Below are 17,547 nucleotides of genomic sequence, written 5' to 3' on the forward strand. Positions count from 1 at the left end.
CGCAGCCGCTCTACCGGCGCTGAGCCTCACGAGTGGCCGGATGTACGGCAATCAGACCGAGGCCACGGCGACGCTTGCACAGGGACGCCAACTCCTCGTACGCAGCTTTGCCGAGCAGCTCGGTCAATTCCGGCTTGTACGACTCGAACACCTGCCTGGCTCCGACGTGAGCGTCGGGTGAGCCGGAGCAGTACCAGTGCAGATCGAGTCCGCCTTCGCCCCAACCGCGTCGGTCGTACTCGCCGATCGTGGTCTTGAGAATCTCGGAGCCGTCGGGCCGCGTCACCCAATCCTGGGTGCGCCTGATGGGCAACTGCCAGCACACGTCGGGCTTGACCTCGAGCGGCTCGATCCCTTTGCGCAGCGCCATCGAATGCAGCGCGCAGCCGATGCCACCCTCGAACCCGGGACGGTTCTGGAAGATGCACGCACCCTTGTAGCGGCGCGTACGCAGAGATTGCTCGTCGTCGAGATCGTCGTATTCGACATATCCCTTCTTGCCCAGACCCTTGTCCATCAGCTGCCAGTCCTGTGGCGTGAGCAACTTCACCGACTCGTCGAGCTTGCGTTTGTCGTCCTCGTCGGACAGGAACGCGCCGTGCGAGCAGCATCCGTCGTCGGGGCGACCCTCCACGGTGCCCTGGCAGGCGGGAGTGCCGAACACGCAGGTCCAGTTGGACAACAGCCACGTCAGATCGGCGGCGATGACATGTTCGGCGTTGTCGGGGTCGGGAAACTCGACCCATTCTCGCGGGAAATCCAACTCGACCTCTGCAGCGAACGACTGCTGCTCACGACCTGCTGTCACAAACGACGACGGTAGACCCAGTACCGTGGGGTTGTGCGATTAGGGGTGCTCGACGTCGGTAGCAACACGGTGCATCTGCTCGTAGTGGACGCACACCGTGGTGCCCACCCGACCCCGATGAGCTCGAGCAAGGCGACATTGCGCTTGTCGGAGAACACCGACGCGTTCGGCAACATCACTCCTGCGGGTGCAGATCGGCTCGTCGACGAGGTGCGTGAGTTCGCCGCCATTGCCGCTCGATCGGGTTGCAGTGAACTGATGGCGTTCGCCACCTCCGCTGTCCGCGACGCCTACAACTCCGACGACGTTCTCGCGCGGGTTCTCGCCGAGACCGGAGTGGCCCTGGAAACCCTGTCCGGCGTGGACGAGGCCAGATTGACGTTCCTGGCCGTGCGACGCTGGTACGGCTGGAGCGCCGGGCGCATCCTCGGACTCGACATCGGCGGCGGATCACTGGAACTGACCAGCGGCAGCGACGAGAATCCCGACGTGGCGTTCTCCCTGCAGCTCGGTGCCGGCCGCCTCACTCGGGACTGGCTCGACGAGGATCCCCCGGGAAAACGGCGTATCGCGGTGCTTCGTGACTGGTTGGATGCCGAACTCGCGACACCGGCCAAGGAACTGTTGGCTGCGGGGGATGCGGACCGCGCTGTGGGAACGTCGAAGACATTTCGTTCGTTGGCTCGCTTGACCGGTGCCGCGCCTTCCGCGGCCGGTCCGCGGGTGACGAGAACGCTGACAGCGAGCGGTCTGAGGCAACTCATCGCGTTCATATCGCGGATGACGGCCGCCGACCGTGCAGAATTGGAAGGCATCAGTGCCGACAGGTCACCACAACTGGTGGCCGGGGCGCTGGTAGCGGAGGCGAGCATGCGGGCACTGTCGGTGGAGTCACTCGAGATCTGTCCGTGGGCGCTGAGGGAAGGTTTGATTTTGAGGAAGCTGGACACCGAAGCCGACGGCGATCTGGTGGGGAGTTCGAGATGAGTGACGCGAACCCGGAAGACACCGGGCAGATCTCGGTCGCCGAGCTGTTGGCCAGAAACGGCCAGAAGACCAACCTGACTGCAGGAGGGCGACGCCGGCGAGGCGTCAAGGGCGGTATCTCCGTGGCCGAACTGACCGGGGAGATCCCCGTCGTCCGTGACGAACCCGGCGACCGCAGCGCACCCGTCGTCGACGAGCCTCAGGACGAAGCTCCCGAGACCGCTGCGAACGAGCCCACGAGCAGTGCATCCGACGGCGACACGACCGCGTCGTCCAGGCCGCAACCGGCCCGGCCCCAGAGCGCCCGCCCGACCCCGTATCAACCGGCTGGCAAGCGAGACAAGCAGCAACCCGAACCGGAACTGTTGTCGGGCTCCACGACGGTCGCCGGAGACCTGCTCAATCGATCTCACGACGACACCGCGCGCGGGTTGCGGCCCGCTGCGCCTGCCGCGCAGGGATCGGAGCGACGCCCGTACGGGTCGACCCAGGCCGAGCAGGGACGGGCCCGTCGATCGGCGGGATTCCAGGCACCGCGTTCGGCCGAATCCGCCGAACCCAAGACCGACGTCACCCCGCGTGCACCTCTCGTGGAGAGCCCACGTGCCGCTCTGGTCGAGGTGGACGACCTGGCGAAGACTGCAGTCACCCCGCGCATCGCCCGCGGCGACGAGACCGACGACAAGAAGCTCGGCGACAAGAAGGCCGCCGACCAGAAGGCCGCTGACAAGAAGGCCGACGAGGCCGGCACACAGGGCATATCCGAAGTAGTCGACCTCACGAAGCCGACCACCGAAGAAGACACCGCCGACTCGACGACCGCAGACACTCCGAGTACCGGTTCGCGTGCCGATCGTCGCAAGTCGGCCGGCAAGGACAAGGCCGGCAAGGAGAAGGCCAGCAAGGACACGGCAAGCACGGACAAGCCCCCGGTCAAGGGCAAGGGCGGCGCGGTTCGGCAGTGGCTGGTGCTCATCGGGCAGGCAGTGGTGTCGATCGTCGTCGGTGCCCTGCTGTTCAAGGGCTTCGAGCAGCTGTGGGACGTGTTGCCGTGGGTCGCGCTGGTGCTGTCGGTGCTGGTCATCGTCGGTCTCGTCGCCGTGGTGAGGATTCTGCGGCGTACCGATGATCTGGTCTCGATCGTCATCGCCATAGCCGTCGGCGTGTTCGTCACGCTCGGTCCGTTGGCCTTCCAGCTCAGTACCGGCTGAGCTCCGGCGACGATGGCGGCGAAGCGAATCAAGGTCGGACTGTCCACGGCCTCGGTGTACCCGCAGAACACCGAGGCAGCGTTTCGCTATGCCGCCGATCTGGGTTACGACGGCGTCGAACTGATGGTGTGGGCCGAATCGATCAGTCAGAACGTCGATGCGGTGGCTGCGCTGTCGCGTGAGTACTCGATACCGGTGCAGGCCATCCACGCGCCGTGTCTGCTGATCTCACAGCGAGTCTGGGGATCGGACCCGATCGTCAAACTGACCCGCTCGGTCGAAGTGGCCGAGAAGCTGGGATCGGCGACCGTCGTCGTGCATCCGCCGTTCCGCTGGCAGCGCAAATACAGCGACGGGTTCGCCGATCAGGTGGCGGAACTCGAATCGAACTCCCACGTCGTGGTCGCGGTGGAGAACATGTTCCCTATGCGTGCCGACAGATTCTTCGGGCGCAAGGAGAAATCCGCCCAGCGACTGGAACGACGGGGAGGCCCGGGAGCGGCCCTGTCGGCGTTCTCGCCGTCGTACGACCCGACCGACGTCGGTCACGGCCACTACACACTTGACCTCTCGCACACAGCAACGGCGGGCTCCGACGCACTCGAGATGCTCGACCGGATGGGGGACGGGATCGCGCACCTGCACCTGGCCGACGGCCGCGGCGCGTCCGTGGACGAGCATCTGATCCCGGGGCACGGCAGCCAGCCCTGCGCCGAGGTCTGCACCGAACTGGTGCGGCGTGGATTCGACGGCCAGGCCGTCATCGAGATCAACACTCAGAACGCGCGCACGGTGCCCGAGCGTTCGTCGATGCTGGACCAGGCGCTGCAGTTCGCCCGCGCACACCTGTCCTGACTGCCGGTAAGTTGTCCGGAATGAGTTCCGCCAGCCCGTTCCGGGCCGCAACCACACTGGTCCCTCTCGACGTCTCCGCAGACACGGCATCCTTCGCCGGTGCGATCGATTCCACCTGGACGATCGGTCCCAAAGTGCACGGCGGCGCGATGCTCGCCATCTGCGCGGCCGCGGCGCGTCAGCAGATCGTGCTGATGGACCCGGCCCAGGTCGAGATCCAGCCGCTGGCCGTCAGCGTCAGTTATCTGGCCGCACCTGACCCCGGGGAAGTGGCGCTCACGACGATCGTGCACAAGCGCGGCAGGCAGGTCTCGCATGTCGACGTCGAGCTGACTCAGGCCGGACGTGTCGCAGTGCGGGCGGTGGTCACCCTCGGTCGGCCCGACTCGGAGGAACCGAACCACGAGACTCCGTTGTCGCTGGGGTCGATGGCGGCGGAGCCTCCTGCGGACACCCTCGCGGTGGCAGGCGATCACCCCATGGCGTCGATCGTGCACGTGGCCAAGGGCTGCGAGATGCGGATCGAACCGTCGTCGGCATCGTTTCTCACCGGTCAGCAGGGTGAGGCCGAAATTCGACTGTGGGTGCGCCCCTTCGCGGGCGACGAGGCCGACGCCGACACCTCCGTGCTCTTCGCGTTGATGGCCGGCGATATCTCGGCCCCGGTGACGATGAACCGAGGGATGTTCGGTTGGGCACCGACGGTCCAGCTGACGACATATCTGCGTCGCCGCCCGGCTCCGGGGTGGCTGCGAGTGGCAGCGACCAGCTCCGTCATCGGCAGCACCTGGTTCGAGGAGGACCACCTGATACTCGACTCGACCGGTGCGGTGGTGGTGCAGAGCCGACAGTTGGCGATGGTGCCGCGCTCGAACTGACATGGCAGGCTTGGCCGTATGACGAGAATTGCAGTGATCGGTGGCGGACGGATCGGCGAGGCATTGATTGCGGGACTCCTCGAGGCCGGTCATGCCGTGCGCGACCTCGTGGTCGCCGAGAAGTCCGAGCCGCGCGCCAAAGAGATCGCGAAGGACTTCGGGGTGCTGACCGCCAGTGTCGCCGACGCGGCCGAGGGAGCCGACGTCATCGTGCTGGCGGTCAAGCCGGCCGACGTCGAGGGCGCACTGAATCAGATCACCAAGATCGAGCTCGACGGTGACCGCGAACAACTCATCGTCTCCCTCGCCGCAGGCGTGCCCACCGCCAAGTTCGAGCCCAAGCTCCCCGCTGGATTCCCGGTCGTACGGGTCATGCCCAACACCCCCATGCTGGTGGGGGAGGGCGTCAGTGTGCTGGCCCCGGGAAAGTACGCCCGCGCCGAGCACCTCGAGCTCGTCCGCTCCATCCTCTCGGCCGTCGGCAAGGTCGTCGTTGTCAAGGAACATCAGCTCGACGCGGTGACGGCCGTGTCCGGGTCCGGACCGGCCTATTTCTTCCTGGTCGCCGAGGCCATGATCGACGCGGGAGTGGGCCTGGGACTGAGCCGGGATGTCGCGTCGGCACTCGTCGCGCAGACGATGGTGGGGTCGGGAGCGATGCTGGATCGGTCGGACGAGTCCGCGAGCGAGCTCCGATATGCAGTGACTTCTCCGGGCGGAACGACCGCCGCAGCGGTGCGCGAATTGGAGCGAAACGGCCTCCGAGCAGCCTTTTTCGATGCTCTCGGTGCTGCCAACGCCCGATCGATTGAGATGGGCATCACAGCAGAATAAAAAATCTTTTCCCCACACCCGTCGCAGTAACCCCATCTGTCCCTATAGGCTCGGGGGCAGCACGTGCGTGTCTGTTCGGCAGGAGGGGAAGCCTGCCGCATGAGACGTGCCGGAGGTATGTGGATTGATGGCGTCTATAAACAAGCCGTCCAAGGGTTCGTCCCCGGACGGTCAACCGGCTCTGGCCGGAACACAGTTCCTCACTGTCGCCGAGGTGGCGACTCTGATGAGAGTTTCGAAAATGACCGTGTACCGACTGGTGCACGGCGGAGAGCTGCCCGCAGTACGGGTGGGTCGATCTTTTCGTGTGCACGCCAAGGCGGTACACGACTATCTCGAGACCTCGTATTTCGACGCAGGCTAGTGCACGTAGGTAGGTCGTAAGACCGGGCCGGTTTCGTAAGTCACGGTTCACACCGGTAGGATTGGCGCTCGTCGTGCCAGCCAGCCGGTGTGCAGCCGTGGGCGAGTACGTGGCCCCAGCGCCAGCTCGGTGACCGCAGCCTTCGGGCTTGGTTGTCAGGTAGGCGTACGCAAACGGCGTGCGCGAAAACGCTAGAGAAGAACGTGAGGACACCCGCATGGGTTCAGTGATCAAGAAGCGTCGCAAGCGCATGTCGAAGAAGAAGCACCGCAAGCTGCTTCGTCGTACCCGCGTGCAGCGCAGGAAACTCGGCAAGTAAGCCTGCCGTCATCTGCTTCACGGCCGAGCCCGTCACCATCGGTGGCGGGCTCGGCTCGTTCGAAGGCGAGCGGCAGCGTTTCTTCCAGGCCTCCTTTCCTTCCAGACCTCGCGGAAACCCGTCGATCCAGTAGGCTCGGCACGGGAGCCGAAGTTGGGGAGGCGCAGTGAGTCCGAGCGATCGTGGTGTTGCCGCGCCCCGAGTGGTGCTCGTGACCGGCGCCAGTCGATTCCTCGGCGGCTACCTCGTCACCCGGCTGGCTCAGAATCCTCGCATCGAACGTGTAATCGCCGTCGACGAGAAATCTCCGAGCAAGGATCTGCTGCGACGCATGGGTCGCGCGGAGTTCGTTCGAGCCGACATTCGAAACCCGTTGATCGGCAAAGTGATTCGTAACGCCGGTGTCGATACCGTCGTGCACGCGGCCACGGTTGCCAAGCCCCCGAAGTCCGGCGGCCGCGCGACGATGAAAGACCTCAACGTCATCGGAGCCATGCAGCTGTTCGCGGTGTGCCAGAAGTCGCCGACCGTGGAGAAGGTGGTCCTGCGGTCGTCGTCCTCGGTGTACGGATGCAGCGCGAAGGATCCGGTGAAATTCACCGAGGAAATGAGTGCTCGACGCCCACCGAGCGGCGCGTACGCCAAGGACACCATCGACATCGAGGGTTATGTTCGCGGACTCGGTCGTCGCCGCCCGGATATCGCGGTGTCGATCCTGCGTATGGCCCCACTGATCGGCCCGCGGCTCAACGGCACCATCTCGCGGTACATGACGTCGCCGCTGATCCCGAGCATCGTCGGACGCGATGCGCGCATGCAGCTGTTGCACGAGGAGGACGCGCTCGCGGCTCTCGAACGCGCCACCATCGGCGGGCCGGCAGGCACGTTCAACATCGGTGCCGACGGCACCATCATGCTCTCGCAGGCCATTCGACGTGCCGGTCGTGTGCAGGTTCCGGTGCCGTTTCCACTGTTCAAGAGCGTGGGGCGGGCGCTCATGGGCGGGATGATGCGCGAATTCACCACCGAGCAACTCGACTACTTCCATTTCGGCTGCGGACTGGACACCACACGGATGCGGTCCGTACTCGGCTTCGAGCCTCGGTGGACCACAGTCCAGGCGTTCGACGACTTCGTGCGCGGCGCGGCGCTTCGGCCGGTCGTCCGAACCGAATGGGTCGACGCCATCGAGAATCGGCTGCTCGGGGCCGTCGACACAGGGGCTTCCGCGGCGCGGGTACTGGCGTCGCTCGGCAGTGCCGACACGGCGCGAGAATCCGGAGCGGACAGGTGAGCGACGTGGCCAAAGTCATTCCCTTGCACGGCGGCGCGTCCGCCCGTTCCGCCCGCGCAGCGCAGGGTTCACGCGAGCGGCACCCATCGGCCTACGCCGATCCACGTGAGCCGACGCCGCTGGTGGACCCGACCCCCGCTGCCGGTGCGGCCGCGATCGCCGCAGAAGCGGCACCCGTGCTGTCGATGATCGACGACACCAAGACCGCGATCGTCGACCAGATCTCCTCGGTCGCGGAGTTCGTGCGTCGACGCCTGGCCGGCGACTACAGCGTCGACGAGTTCGGCTACGACCCGCACTTCGCCGACGCCGTCTGGCTGCCCCTGCTGCGTCCGCTGTTCGACAAGTGGTTCCGCGTCGAGGTCAAGGGCATCGAGAACATCCCCGCCGAGGGAGGTGCGCTCGTCGTTGCCAACCACGCCGGAGTCGTACCGGTCGACGCACTGATGACCTCGGTTGCCGTGCGCGATCACCACCCTGCCCACCGGCCGTTGCGAATGTTGGCTGCCGACATGGCATTCGAGATGCCCGGCGTCGGCACGATCGCCCGCAAGGCCGGGCACACCTTGGCGTGCAATCCCGACGCGGAACGGCTGCTGCGCACCGGGGAAGTGGCCGCAGTGTTCCCCGAGGGCTTCAAGGGCATCGGCAAACCGTTCAGCGAGCGGTACAAGTTGCAGCGCTTCGGTCGCGGCGGCTTCGTCTCGGCTGCGCTGCGAACGGGTGCGCCGATCATTCCGTGCTCCATCGTCGGGTCCGAGGAGATCTACCCGAAGATCGGCGACATCGCCCCGCTGGCGCGACTGATGGGGATGCCGTACTTCCCGGTGACACCGTTCTTCCCGCACCTCGGGCCGCTGGGGCTGATCCCACTGCCGTCGAAGTGGTACATCGAGTTCGGCAAGCCCATTCACACCGACTCCTACGACGCCACCGCGTTCGAAGATCCGATGGTGCTCTTCGAGTTGACCGACCACGTGCGCGAAACAATTCAGCACACGTTGTACCGACTGCTTGCCAAGAGACGCAACGTCTTTCTCGGTTAGCCCGGGTTATCCTCTGGCAGTGCATATTCGCGACACCACGGTAGAAGACCTCCCCGACATTCTCGACATCCACAACGATGCGGTCGCCAACACCACCGCCATCTGGGACGAGGAACAGGTGGACCTCGCCGATCGCACAGCGTGGTTCGAGGGACGGATCACTTCCGGTTACCCGGTACTCACCGCGGAGGCCGACGGCCGGGTCGCCGGCTACGCGTCGTACGGCCAGTGGCGGGTCAAGAGCGGCTACCGGCACTCGGTGGAACATTCGGTGTACATCCACCGCGACTTCTATCGCCGCGGCCTGGCCAGTGCCCTGCTGAGCGAATTGATCGACCGGGCACGAGGCGGTGACATCCACGTGTTGGTGGGGTTCATCGAATCCGAGAACACCACGTCCATCGCACTGCACGAGAAGTTCGGATTCGTTCGCGTCGGACAGATGCCGCAGGTGGGCGTGAAGTTCGGGAGATGGCTGGATCTGACCCTGATGCAACTGACGCTCTGACCCGACGGGCGGGCGGGGTCAGGCTTTGCGACGACCGATCACCGCTGCGAGACCGCCGCCCACCGCGCCCAGGGCCAACGCAGTGGGCACACCGATCTTGGCGGCCTTACGTCCGGTGCGATAGTCGCGGATCTCCCAGCCGCGGTTCTTCGCCAGCTCACGCAGGTCCGGATCTGGGTTGATCGCGACGGCCGTACCGACGAGCGAGAGCATCGGCACGTCGTTGTGGCTGTCCGAGTAGGCGGTACACCGCTTGAGGTTGAGGCCTTCACGTACGGCCAACGAACGCACGGCATGAGCTTTGCCGATGCCGTGCAGGATGTCGCCGACGAGACGGCCGGTGAACACGCCGTCCTTGCTCTCGGCGACAGTCCCCAGCGCGCCCGTCAGGCCCAGCCGCTCGGCGATGATCTGGGCGAGTTCGAGGGGAGTGGCGGTGACCAGCCACACCTGCTGACCTGCGTCGAGGTGCATCTGGGCGAGGGCACGGGTGCCCGCCCAGATCTTGTCGGCGATCATCTCGTCGTAGATTTCCTCGCCGAGCCGGCTCAGTTCGGCAGTGGGACGACCGGTGATGAACGAGAGCGCCTTCTCGCGGCCACTGGCCACGTCCTCGCTGTTCTCCTTGCCGCTGACCCTGAATTTGACCTGCTGCCAAGCGAATTGGGCCACGTCACCAGTGGTGAAGTATTTCCGGGTAGCGAGCCCGCGTGCGAAGTGAATGATCGACGCGCCCTGCACCATGGTGTTGTCCACGTCGAAGAAGGCGGCTGCGGTCAGATCTCGGGGAACAGCTCCCTCGGACTCGACCTGCAGTGCCAGTGCAGCATCTGCGCTGGCTTCGCCCGCAACATTGGCGCGGACCTCCGCATCGGACGGGCCGAACGGATTGCGAATTCGGCGAATACGACGCTTGCGCTGCTTGTCCCCGTCCGGATCGTTCGTGTCGACCATGTCGACATCGGGCGTGTCCTCGATCGGCAGGTCTGTGCCCCCGTCAGTCACCACGTCCACCTCCCTCTCCAGTACGTCTCTCGCAGCCTAATGCGTGCGTCCGACACGAGCGTTGCACGACGGCACCTACCGACGATGAACAGTTCCCGACGCACCGAGCTGCTGTGACCTTCGTCTCTGTTGCCGCCGTGTCACAGTGGACGGATGGAAACGACTCCGTCCGGCGTGGCACTTCTCACCCGCGCAGGCTGCCATTCCTGCACCCACGCATCGGCGGTGCTCCGCGAGGTGTGCGCCGAATTCGGCGTCGACGTGACGGTCATCGACGTGGACGAGGCCGCGGCCGAATCGCCTGACCTGCGCGCGGAGTACGGGGACCGAGTACCCGTGGTGTTACTCGACGGTGTCGAGCACAGTTACTGGGAGGTCGACGTGCCCCGATTGCGGGCCGATCTGGACCGGGCAGGGCACCCTAAGAACGTGTGATTGCTCTCCGTGTGCAGGTGAGGGCCGGTATGCGCAACTTTGTTCATTCGTTCACAAGCAGTTACCGTGGTGTGAACAGCATTCGTGAAATAGACACGAACGCAGGATCAGCGTGAAGACCGGCATCGACGCCGTTCGGACGAGGAGCCCCAGACGTGACCGAAGAGCGCCCGTCGCCCAGCGGCGTAGAGCGGGTCATCCCTCAGGCTACGGTCACTCGTCTCGCGACATACCTGCGGGTCCTCTCGATCCTTGCAGACGAAGGCGTTCTCATCGTCTCGAGTGAAGAACTTGCCACCGCAGCAGGCGTCGGATCGGCGAAATTGCGCAAAGATCTCTCGTTCCTCGGACCCAACGGTGTTCGTGGAGTCGGGTACGACGTCGCACGCCTGCGCGCCAAGATCGACAGTGCTCTCGGTCTCGACCGTGGCCACCGCGTCGTACTGGCCGGTGTGGGCAACCTCGGACAGGCTCTCGCCGGATACGGCGGCTTCGCACGTCGCGGATTCACCATGGTCGGACTGTTCGACATCGACCCCGCGCTGGTCGGCACCGAAGTCGAGGGACTCACGGTTCGACACATCGACGAGCTCGAAGACGCCTGCCGCGAACTCGAGGCGACCATCGGTGTCATCGCCACTCCAGACGAGGCCGTCCACCGGGTGGCAGGACACTTCGTCTCGGGTGGGGTCGAGTGCATTCTGAGCTTCTCGCCGATGGTGCTCGACGTCCCCGACCACGTCGAGGTACGTCGAGTCGACCTGGCCGTCGAGATGCAGGTTCTGTCCTTCAACAGCTCCCGCAACGTGTCCGGGCCGACGATCGTGACGGCCCCGGTGCCGACGCCCGTATCGGCGTCACCACTGCCTTCCACCTCGCGTCTGGGCCGCAGTCACGGCCCGCGCATCGCCGGTAATCCAAGCCCAGTCAACAGTTCGACAAGAAACGGATCGGTGATTGCACCGTGAGTGTCCTTCTCGTCGGGATATCGCACCGTAGCGCTCCCGTCGCAGTCCTCGAGCGTGTCGCCATCACGGACACCGATCGCCCGAAACTGACCGACAAACTGATGGCCAGCGGAAACATCTCCGAGGTCATGGTGGTCTCCACGTGCAACCGCGTCGAGATCTATGCAGTCGTGGACGCGTTCCACGGCGCACTGACAGCCGTCGGCGAAGTTCTCGGTGAGCACTCCGGCCTCGAAATCGCCGACCTGACCAAGCACGCCTACGTTCGGTACAGCGAGGCAGCCGTCGAGCACCTGTTCGCCGTGGCCAGTGGCCTGGACTCGATGGTCATCGGAGAACAGCAGATCCTCGGCCAGATTCGATCGGCGTACGCCGCCTCGGACGGTCAGCAGGCATCGGGCCGCGTCATGCACGAGCTCGCGCAGCAGGCACTGCGAGTCGGCAAGCGCGTGCACAGCGAAACCGGTATCGACGCCGCCGGAGCCTCGGTGGTGTCCGTCGCTCTCGATCGCGCCGCAGACGTCTTCGGAGGCTCGCTCCGTGGCCGCACCGCGGTGGTCCTCGGCGCCGGAGCGATGGGCGGACTCGCCGTCGCACACCTCGGCCGCGCCGGAATCGACGCGCTGACCGTCGTCAACCGCACCCGCGAACGAGCCGACCACCTGGCCGAGAACGCCGTCTCGAACGGCATCACCGCCTCCTCGGTCGCGCTCGAGAACCTGGCCGACGCAGTGGCCGCCGCCGACATCCTCGTGACCTGTACCGGTGCGGTGGGGGCCGTCGTCTCCATCGCCGACGCACACCTCGCGCTCGCCCGCCGCGACGCAGACCGGCCGCTCGTGATCTGCGACCTGGGATTGCCGCGCGACGTCGACCCGGCCGTGTCCGGTCTGCCGGGCATCACCGTCTTCGACATGGAATCCCTGCAGCGCGACCCAGCTGCTGGAGCTGCCGCGAACGACGCGTCGGCCGCACGCGAGATCGTTTCCAACGAACTCTCGGGTTACCTTGCGGGACAACGACTTGCCGAGGTCACCCCCACCGTCACGGCGCTGCGCCAGCGCGCCGCCGAGGTGGTCGAGGGGGAACTGCTGCGGCTCGAGTCGCGGCTGCCCGGGCTCGACTCCCCACAGCGCGACGAAGTGGCCCGCACGGTGCGCCGCGTCGTGGACAAGTTGCTGCATTCACCGACGGTCCGCGTGAAGCAGCTTGCCAGTACGCCCGGCGGAGATTCCTATGCCGCGGCGCTGCGCGAATTGTTCGAGCTCAGCCCCGGTTCGGTCGAGGCCGTGGCGACTCCGATGGAGATCGGCTCCCTGGAGCTGGTCGACGACTTCACGGCAAGCCGTACCGATCTTCGCCCCGGAACCACCGCCGAGGGGGATCAGGTATGACCGGCATCGTCAAGATCGGTACTCGCGGAAGCCTTCTCGCGACCACTCAGGCCGACACGGTTCGGGTGGCTCTCTCTGCGGCCGGAGTCGAGGCGGAACTGGTGATCGTCAAGACCGCAGGCGACCTGTCGGCAGCACCGGTGCAGACCATCGGCGTCGGTGTGTTCACCGCGGCGTTGCGTGAGGCCCTGGCCGACGGCACCGTCGACATCGCCGTGCACTCGTACAAAGATCTGCCGACCGCCGCCGACGAGCGCTTCATCATCGCTGCCATTCCGGCGCGTGAAGACCCCCGCGATGCACTGGTGGCCCGCGACGGTCTCGTGCTCGGTGAGCTGCCGGCCGACGCGAAGGTGGGTACCTCCGCGCCTCGCCGAATTGCTCAATTGCGTGCTCTCGGACAGGGATTGGACGTTCGACCCCTGCGCGGCAACCTCGACACCCGCATCGGCAAGGTGGCCTCGGGTGAGCTCGACGCCGTCATCGTCGCGCGCGCAGGACTGGCCCGTATCGGCAGGTTGGACGTCGTCACCGAAGCCCTGGATCCGGTGCAGTTGCTGCCGGCACCCGCGCAGGGTGCACTGGCCGTCGAATGTCGAAGTGCCGACACCGATCTCGCCGCCTCCATCGCCACCCTGGACGATGCACATTCACGGGCCGCAGTGGCCGCCGAACGCGGACTGCTCGCCGAGCTCGAAGCCGGCTGCACCGCGCCGGTGGGTGCCATCGCCGAGGTCGTCGAGTCCATCGACGAGGACGGTCGCATCTTCGACGAGTTGTCGCTGCGCGGCTGCGTGGCGGCCATCGACGGCAGCGACACCATTCGCGCGTCGATCGTCGGGTCGCCCGACCGAGCCGAGGAACTGGGCCGCGAACTGGCCCGTGAACTACTCGATCTCGGTGCACGCGAACTCGTTTCGGTCACCGAACCAGTACAGGGCGGATCTCATGTCTAGGGCAATAACGGCACCCGTTCGCGGACGCGCCAAACGCGCGGCGACCCGTCCCGTAGTGCGAAGAGAGTCGATCGCCACTGCCCGGCTGATTCCCAAACGGGGCACCGCAACCCCGATAGAACTGCAGTACCCACACAAGACAGCACTGGAGAACAACCGATGAGCCCAGTCCGCAAGAACACCAACGGACGGATCCTGTTCGTGGGATCCGGGCCCGGTGACCCGGCTCTGCTCACGGTCCGGGCACGGGAAGTGCTCGGAGCGGCCGAGCTCGCTTTCACCGATCCCGACGTCGACAAGGGTGTCACCGCTCTCGTCGGTGCCGACGTCCCCCGCGATGCCGAGACGGGTGAGAACGGGGTCGAGGTGCGCCCGGCACTCGGCGAGCCCGCCGAGGTCGCCAAAACCCTTCTCGCCGAAGCCAAGAACGGCCACGATGTGGTGCGTCTGGTCTCGGGAGATCCGCTGACCACCGACTCGGTGATCGCCGAGGTCAGTGCCGTGGCCCGCACTCACGTGCCGTTCGAGGTGCTGCCCGGTCTGCCCTCGGGCTCCGCGGTACCCAGTTACGCGGGCATGGCACTCGGCTCCGGCCACACCGAAGCGGACGTTCGCGGCGAGGTCGACTGGGCTGCCCTCGCGGCTGCTCCCGGCCCGCTGGTGTTGCACGCCACGGCGGGGCACCTGGCCGAAACTGCCAGTGCCCTGGTCGAACACGGCCTGGCACCGCAGACACCTGCAGCCATCACGGTGCGCGGCACCACCCGTCAGCAGCGCACCGTCGAGGCGACACTGGCCACCCTGAACGACGCGGGATCCGAGCTCGTCGGATCTCTGGTCGTCACCGTCGGCAAGGTCGTCTCCGGACGAAACAAGATGTCCTGGTGGGAGTCTCGCGCACTGTACGGCTGGACCGTGCTGGTGCCGCGCACCAAGGATCAGGCCGGCGAGATGAGCGATCGCCTCGTCACACACGGGGCCATCCCCATCGAAGTCCCGACCATCGCCGTCGAGCCCCCGCGCAGCCCGGCTCAGATGGAACGGTCGGTCAAGGGCTTGGTCGACGGCCGCTACCAGTGGGTCGTGTTCACCTCGACCAACGCCGTTCGCGCGGTGTGGGAGAAGTTCGAGGAATTCGGCCTGGACGCGCGTGCGTTCTCCGGCGTCAAGATCGCCTGTGTCGGTGAGGCAACGGCGGCCAAGGTGCGCTCGTTCGGCATCAACCCCGAGCTCGTGCCTTCGGGGGAGCAGAGCTCGCTCGGACTGCTCGAGGACTTCCCGCCGTACGACGAGGTCTTCGACCCGGTCAACCGAGTTCTGTTGCCGCGCGCCGACATCGCTACCGAAACGCTCGCCGAGGGTCTGCGCGAACGCGGCTGGGAGATCGACGACGTCACGGCCTACCGCACCGTCCGGGCAGCGCCGCCCCCCGCCGAGACTCGCGAGATGATCAAGACCGGTGGATTCGACGCGGTGTGCTTCACCTCGAGCTCCACCGTGCGGAACCTGGTCGGTATCGCTGGTAAGCCGCATGCTCGCACGCTCGTGGCGTGCATCGGCCCGAAGACTGCCGAGACGGCCGTCGAGTTCGGTCTGCGCGTGGATGTGCAGCCGGAGTCGGCTCAGGTCGGACCGCTGGTCGAGGCACTGGCAGAGCACGCGGCTCGCCTGCGGGCCGAGGGTGCACTGCCACCGCCGCGTAAGAAGTCACGCAGGCGCTGACGCGCCTCGTGCGCGTTGTGCGTACCTCCGGCTACGCACAACGCGCACGACGAATCAAGTGAGGCAGGTCCGCTTGTTCCCCACCGACCGTCCCCGACGCCTTCGCCGCACTCCGGCCCTGCGCCGCCTCGTGGCCGAAACGTCGCTGCAGCCACGGCATCTGGTGTTGCCGATGTTCGTGGCCGACGGCATCTCCGAGCCCCGCGCGATCAGCTCGATGCCCGGAGTGTTCCAGCACACGCTGGACTCGCTGAGCAGGGCCGCCGAGGAAGCAGTCGCAGCCGGTGTCGGTGGCGTCATGTTGTTCGGTGTCCCGATGGTGGAGGACAAGGATGAGAGCGGCTCCGGCGCAACGGATCCGGACGGAATTCTGAACCGAGGCCTGGCCCGTCTGAAGGCCGACCTCGGGGACTCGACGGTCATCATGGCCGACACCTGCCTCGACGAGTTCACCTCGCACGGACACTGCGGTGTGCTGGGCGAGAACGGCTCGATCGACAACGACGCGACGTTGCTGCGCTACGTCGACATGGCCGTCGCGCAGGCGGAATCCGGTGCGCACCTGCTCGGTCCGAGCGGCATGATGGACGGGCAGGTCGGTGCCATTCGTGCCGGACTCGATGCGGCCGGGCACGTCGAGGTGGGGCAGCTGGCATATTCGGCGAAGTACGCGTCGGCGTTCTACGGACCGTTCCGTGAAGCGGTCGGCTCGTCGCTGCAGGGTGACCGTCGGACGTATCAGCAGGACGCGGCCAACCGCCGTGAGGCGACCCACGAGGTGGAGCTCGACCTTGCCGAGGGTGCCGACATGGTGATGGTCAAGCCGGCGATGTCGTATCTGGACATTCTCCGTGACGTCGCCGAGATGTCACCGGTTCCGGTTGCGGCATATCAGATCTCGGGGGAATATGCCATGATCACCGCCGCTGCCCAGAACGGGTGGATCGACCGCGACGCCGCGGTCCTCGAATCGCTCGTCGGCATCAGACGCGCCGGTGCAGATGTCGTACTGACCTACTGGGCAACCGAAGTGGCGGGCTGGCTGTGAACGATTTTCCTCCGAACAACAACGCGGACGGTAGCAGTCCTGACAGCAACGTGCCGAACAACCCTCCGTCGCAGCCGGATTGGCAGCGCTGGGAGCTCGAACACGGCTTCCCTCAGTCCGGTCCCGAACTCGAGCCTGCCGCTCGCCCGGCACCGGTGGATGTGGAGACTGCCCGGCACCTGTGGTGGGGAGTCGCGCTGATCGGTGCCATCTCGGCGCTGTACTCGGTGTGGACGCTGTTCGGCGCACGCGCGGAATTCGCGCAGTCTCTGCTCGACGACCTCGCTGCTCAGGGTGCGGCGGCGGACATGACCGTCGAATCCACGCAGTCGATGGTGACGGTGATGCTCGTCGTGACGCTGTTCGTCGTCGTGGGCTTCGGTGCGCTGTTCCTGTTCTGGGTGAAGAGGATGCGTGCCGGCAAGATGTGGGCGCGCATGCTGCTGACCATCATCGGCTCGATCACCGTGTTCACCACGATTCTCGACCTGTTCGCGATCGCATCCAGTACCGGTGCGATGAACATCGTCATGAGCGTGCTGAGCATCGGCCAGGGTGTGCTCGCAGCGGGTGCGATCTACCTGATGCACCGCAAGGAATCCAACGAGTACTTCCTGTCCTCGCGGAAGCGCTGATTTCGAGCGTGTTCCGCGCGCCGAGCCCGTCGGTGTGACTACCATCACTTTCGATAAACGTATCGAGTGATCGGATCGAATATGGCAGAGAACATTCCGGTGCCGCCCAGCCGTGCCCTCCCGGAGTCGATCGCGGCGGCCGAGAGCACCGTGTGTCCCGCCGAGAACGGCAGACCTGGGTGGGCACTGCTCGGTCTGCTGCTCGCCGTGTCGGCGGCCATCGCCATCATGGCGCTGGGAATTTCTGCCGGCTGAACTCCGCGCCACGCCGCGGTGGCAG

19 protein-coding genes and 1 pseudogene are annotated in these 17,547 nt (G+C 66.0%); 17 read left to right on the plus strand and 3 right to left on the minus strand.

What is annotated here, in order from left to right; translation table 11 throughout:
* Positions 1-10: 10 nt before the first annotated feature.
* Positions 11-808 (minus strand): hypothetical protein, encoded by a 798-nt coding sequence (locus QM588_RS14500; RefSeq protein WP_283314266.1) that lies wholly within the window; start codon positions 806-808, stop codon positions 11-13.
* A gap of 33 nt (positions 809-841) precedes the next feature.
* Between QM588_RS14500 and QM588_RS14505 the strand changes: the two genes are divergently transcribed.
* The 10 genes from QM588_RS14505 to QM588_RS14550 all read left to right on the plus strand — a co-directional run bounded on the left by QM588_RS14505 (position 842) and on the right by QM588_RS14550 (position 9,104).
* On the plus strand, positions 842-1,795 hold the full coding sequence (locus tag QM588_RS14505) for a Ppx/GppA phosphatase family protein (RefSeq protein ID WP_032365208.1): 954 nt from the start codon (positions 842-844) through the stop codon (positions 1,793-1,795).
* Entirely contained in the window at positions 1,792-3,006 is a 1,215-nt protein-coding gene (locus tag QM588_RS14510; RefSeq protein ID WP_283314270.1) for a hypothetical protein, read from the plus strand. The genes QM588_RS14505 and QM588_RS14510 overlap by 4 nt, the downstream gene beginning before the upstream one ends.
* A 12-nt stretch (positions 3,007-3,018) precedes the next feature.
* Positions 3,019-3,861 carry a sugar phosphate isomerase/epimerase family protein gene (locus QM588_RS14515; RefSeq protein ID WP_283314273.1) on the plus strand — a complete coding sequence of 281 codons (843 nt, stop codon included), beginning with the start codon at positions 3,019-3,021 and terminating at the stop codon, positions 3,859-3,861.
* Between the two features lie 20 nt (positions 3,862-3,881).
* Positions 3,882-4,739, plus strand: coding sequence for a thioesterase family protein (locus QM588_RS14520; protein WP_283314274.1), 858 nt, complete (start codon positions 3,882-3,884; stop codon positions 4,737-4,739).
* A gap of 18 nt (positions 4,740-4,757) precedes the next feature.
* Positions 4,758-5,573: a pyrroline-5-carboxylate reductase gene (gene proC, locus QM588_RS14525; RefSeq protein ID WP_027498355.1), complete on the plus strand. Its 816-nt coding sequence runs from the start codon at positions 4,758-4,760 to the stop codon at positions 5,571-5,573.
* 127 nt (positions 5,574-5,700) lie between these two features.
* Entirely contained in the window at positions 5,701-5,937 is a 237-nt protein-coding gene (locus QM588_RS14530) for a helix-turn-helix domain-containing protein (protein ID WP_008713658.1), read from the plus strand.
* A 217-nt stretch (positions 5,938-6,154) separates the two neighbouring features.
* Positions 6,155-6,256: a 30S ribosomal protein bS22 gene (locus tag QM588_RS14535; protein WP_003402602.1), complete on the plus strand. Its 102-nt coding sequence runs from the start codon at positions 6,155-6,157 to the stop codon at positions 6,254-6,256.
* A gap of 166 nt (positions 6,257-6,422) precedes the next feature.
* Positions 6,423-7,550, plus strand: coding sequence for an NAD-dependent epimerase/dehydratase family protein (locus QM588_RS14540; protein ID WP_283314277.1), 1,128 nt, complete (start codon positions 6,423-6,425; stop codon positions 7,548-7,550).
* Positions 7,547-8,596 carry a lysophospholipid acyltransferase family protein gene (locus QM588_RS14545; RefSeq protein ID WP_283314279.1) on the plus strand — a complete coding sequence of 350 codons (1,050 nt, stop codon included), beginning with the start codon at positions 7,547-7,549 and terminating at the stop codon, positions 8,594-8,596. Before QM588_RS14540 ends, QM588_RS14545 begins: the two co-directional genes overlap by 4 nt.
* 19 nt (positions 8,597-8,615) lie before the next feature.
* Positions 8,616-9,104: a GNAT family N-acetyltransferase gene (locus QM588_RS14550; RefSeq protein WP_283314281.1), complete on the plus strand. Its 489-nt coding sequence runs from the start codon at positions 8,616-8,618 to the stop codon at positions 9,102-9,104.
* An 18-nt stretch (positions 9,105-9,122) separates the two neighbouring features.
* On the opposite strand, the gene QM588_RS14555 is transcribed toward QM588_RS14550, so the two are convergent.
* Positions 9,123-10,058, minus strand: a complete 936-nt coding sequence (locus QM588_RS14555; protein ID WP_283314806.1) for an HAD family hydrolase — start codon at positions 10,056-10,058, stop codon at positions 9,123-9,125.
* Positions 10,059-10,262: 204 nt separating this feature from the next.
* Between QM588_RS14555 and QM588_RS14560 the strand changes: the two genes are divergently transcribed.
* The 7 genes from QM588_RS14560 (at position 10,263) to QM588_RS14590 (ending at position 17,267) form a co-directional block, all read left to right on the plus strand.
* Positions 10,263-10,544: a glutaredoxin family protein gene (locus QM588_RS14560; protein ID WP_283314283.1), complete on the plus strand. Its 282-nt coding sequence runs from the start codon at positions 10,263-10,265 to the stop codon at positions 10,542-10,544.
* Positions 10,545-10,699: 155 nt separating this feature from the next.
* On the plus strand, positions 10,700-11,512 hold the full coding sequence (locus QM588_RS14565) for a redox-sensing transcriptional repressor Rex (RefSeq protein ID WP_283314284.1): 813 nt from the start codon (positions 10,700-10,702) through the stop codon (positions 11,510-11,512).
* Entirely contained in the window at positions 11,509-12,906 is a 1,398-nt protein-coding gene (locus QM588_RS14570) for a glutamyl-tRNA reductase (protein WP_283314285.1), read from the plus strand. The genes QM588_RS14565 and QM588_RS14570 overlap by 4 nt, the downstream gene beginning before the upstream one ends.
* Before the next feature lie 5 nt (positions 12,907-12,911).
* Entirely contained in the window at positions 12,912-13,862 is a 951-nt protein-coding gene (hemC, locus tag QM588_RS14575; protein WP_283314808.1) for a hydroxymethylbilane synthase, read from the plus strand.
* A gap of 159 nt (positions 13,863-14,021) precedes the next feature.
* Positions 14,022-15,584: a uroporphyrinogen-III synthase gene (locus QM588_RS14580; RefSeq protein ID WP_027498347.1), complete on the plus strand. Its 1,563-nt coding sequence runs from the start codon at positions 14,022-14,024 to the stop codon at positions 15,582-15,584.
* Positions 15,585-15,657: 73 nt separating this feature from the next.
* Positions 15,658-16,632, plus strand: coding sequence for a porphobilinogen synthase (hemB, locus tag QM588_RS14585; protein ID WP_283314809.1), 975 nt, complete (start codon positions 15,658-15,660; stop codon positions 16,630-16,632).
* Positions 16,629-17,267, plus strand: coding sequence for a hypothetical protein (locus QM588_RS14590; RefSeq protein WP_283314288.1), 639 nt, complete (start codon positions 16,629-16,631; stop codon positions 17,265-17,267). The genes hemB and QM588_RS14590 overlap by 4 nt, the downstream gene beginning before the upstream one ends.
* Positions 17,268-17,438: 171 nt before the next feature.
* Here the strand turns inward: QM588_RS14590 and QM588_RS25825 are convergent.
* Positions 17,439-17,534, minus strand: a pseudogene (locus QM588_RS25825) (hypothetical protein); the annotation flags it as partial.
* Between the last annotated feature and the right edge of the window lie 13 nt (positions 17,535-17,547).

The organism is Rhodococcus sp. IEGM 1354, assembly GCF_030056855.1.
Classification (GTDB): domain Bacteria; phylum Actinomycetota; class Actinomycetes; order Mycobacteriales; family Mycobacteriaceae; genus Rhodococcoides.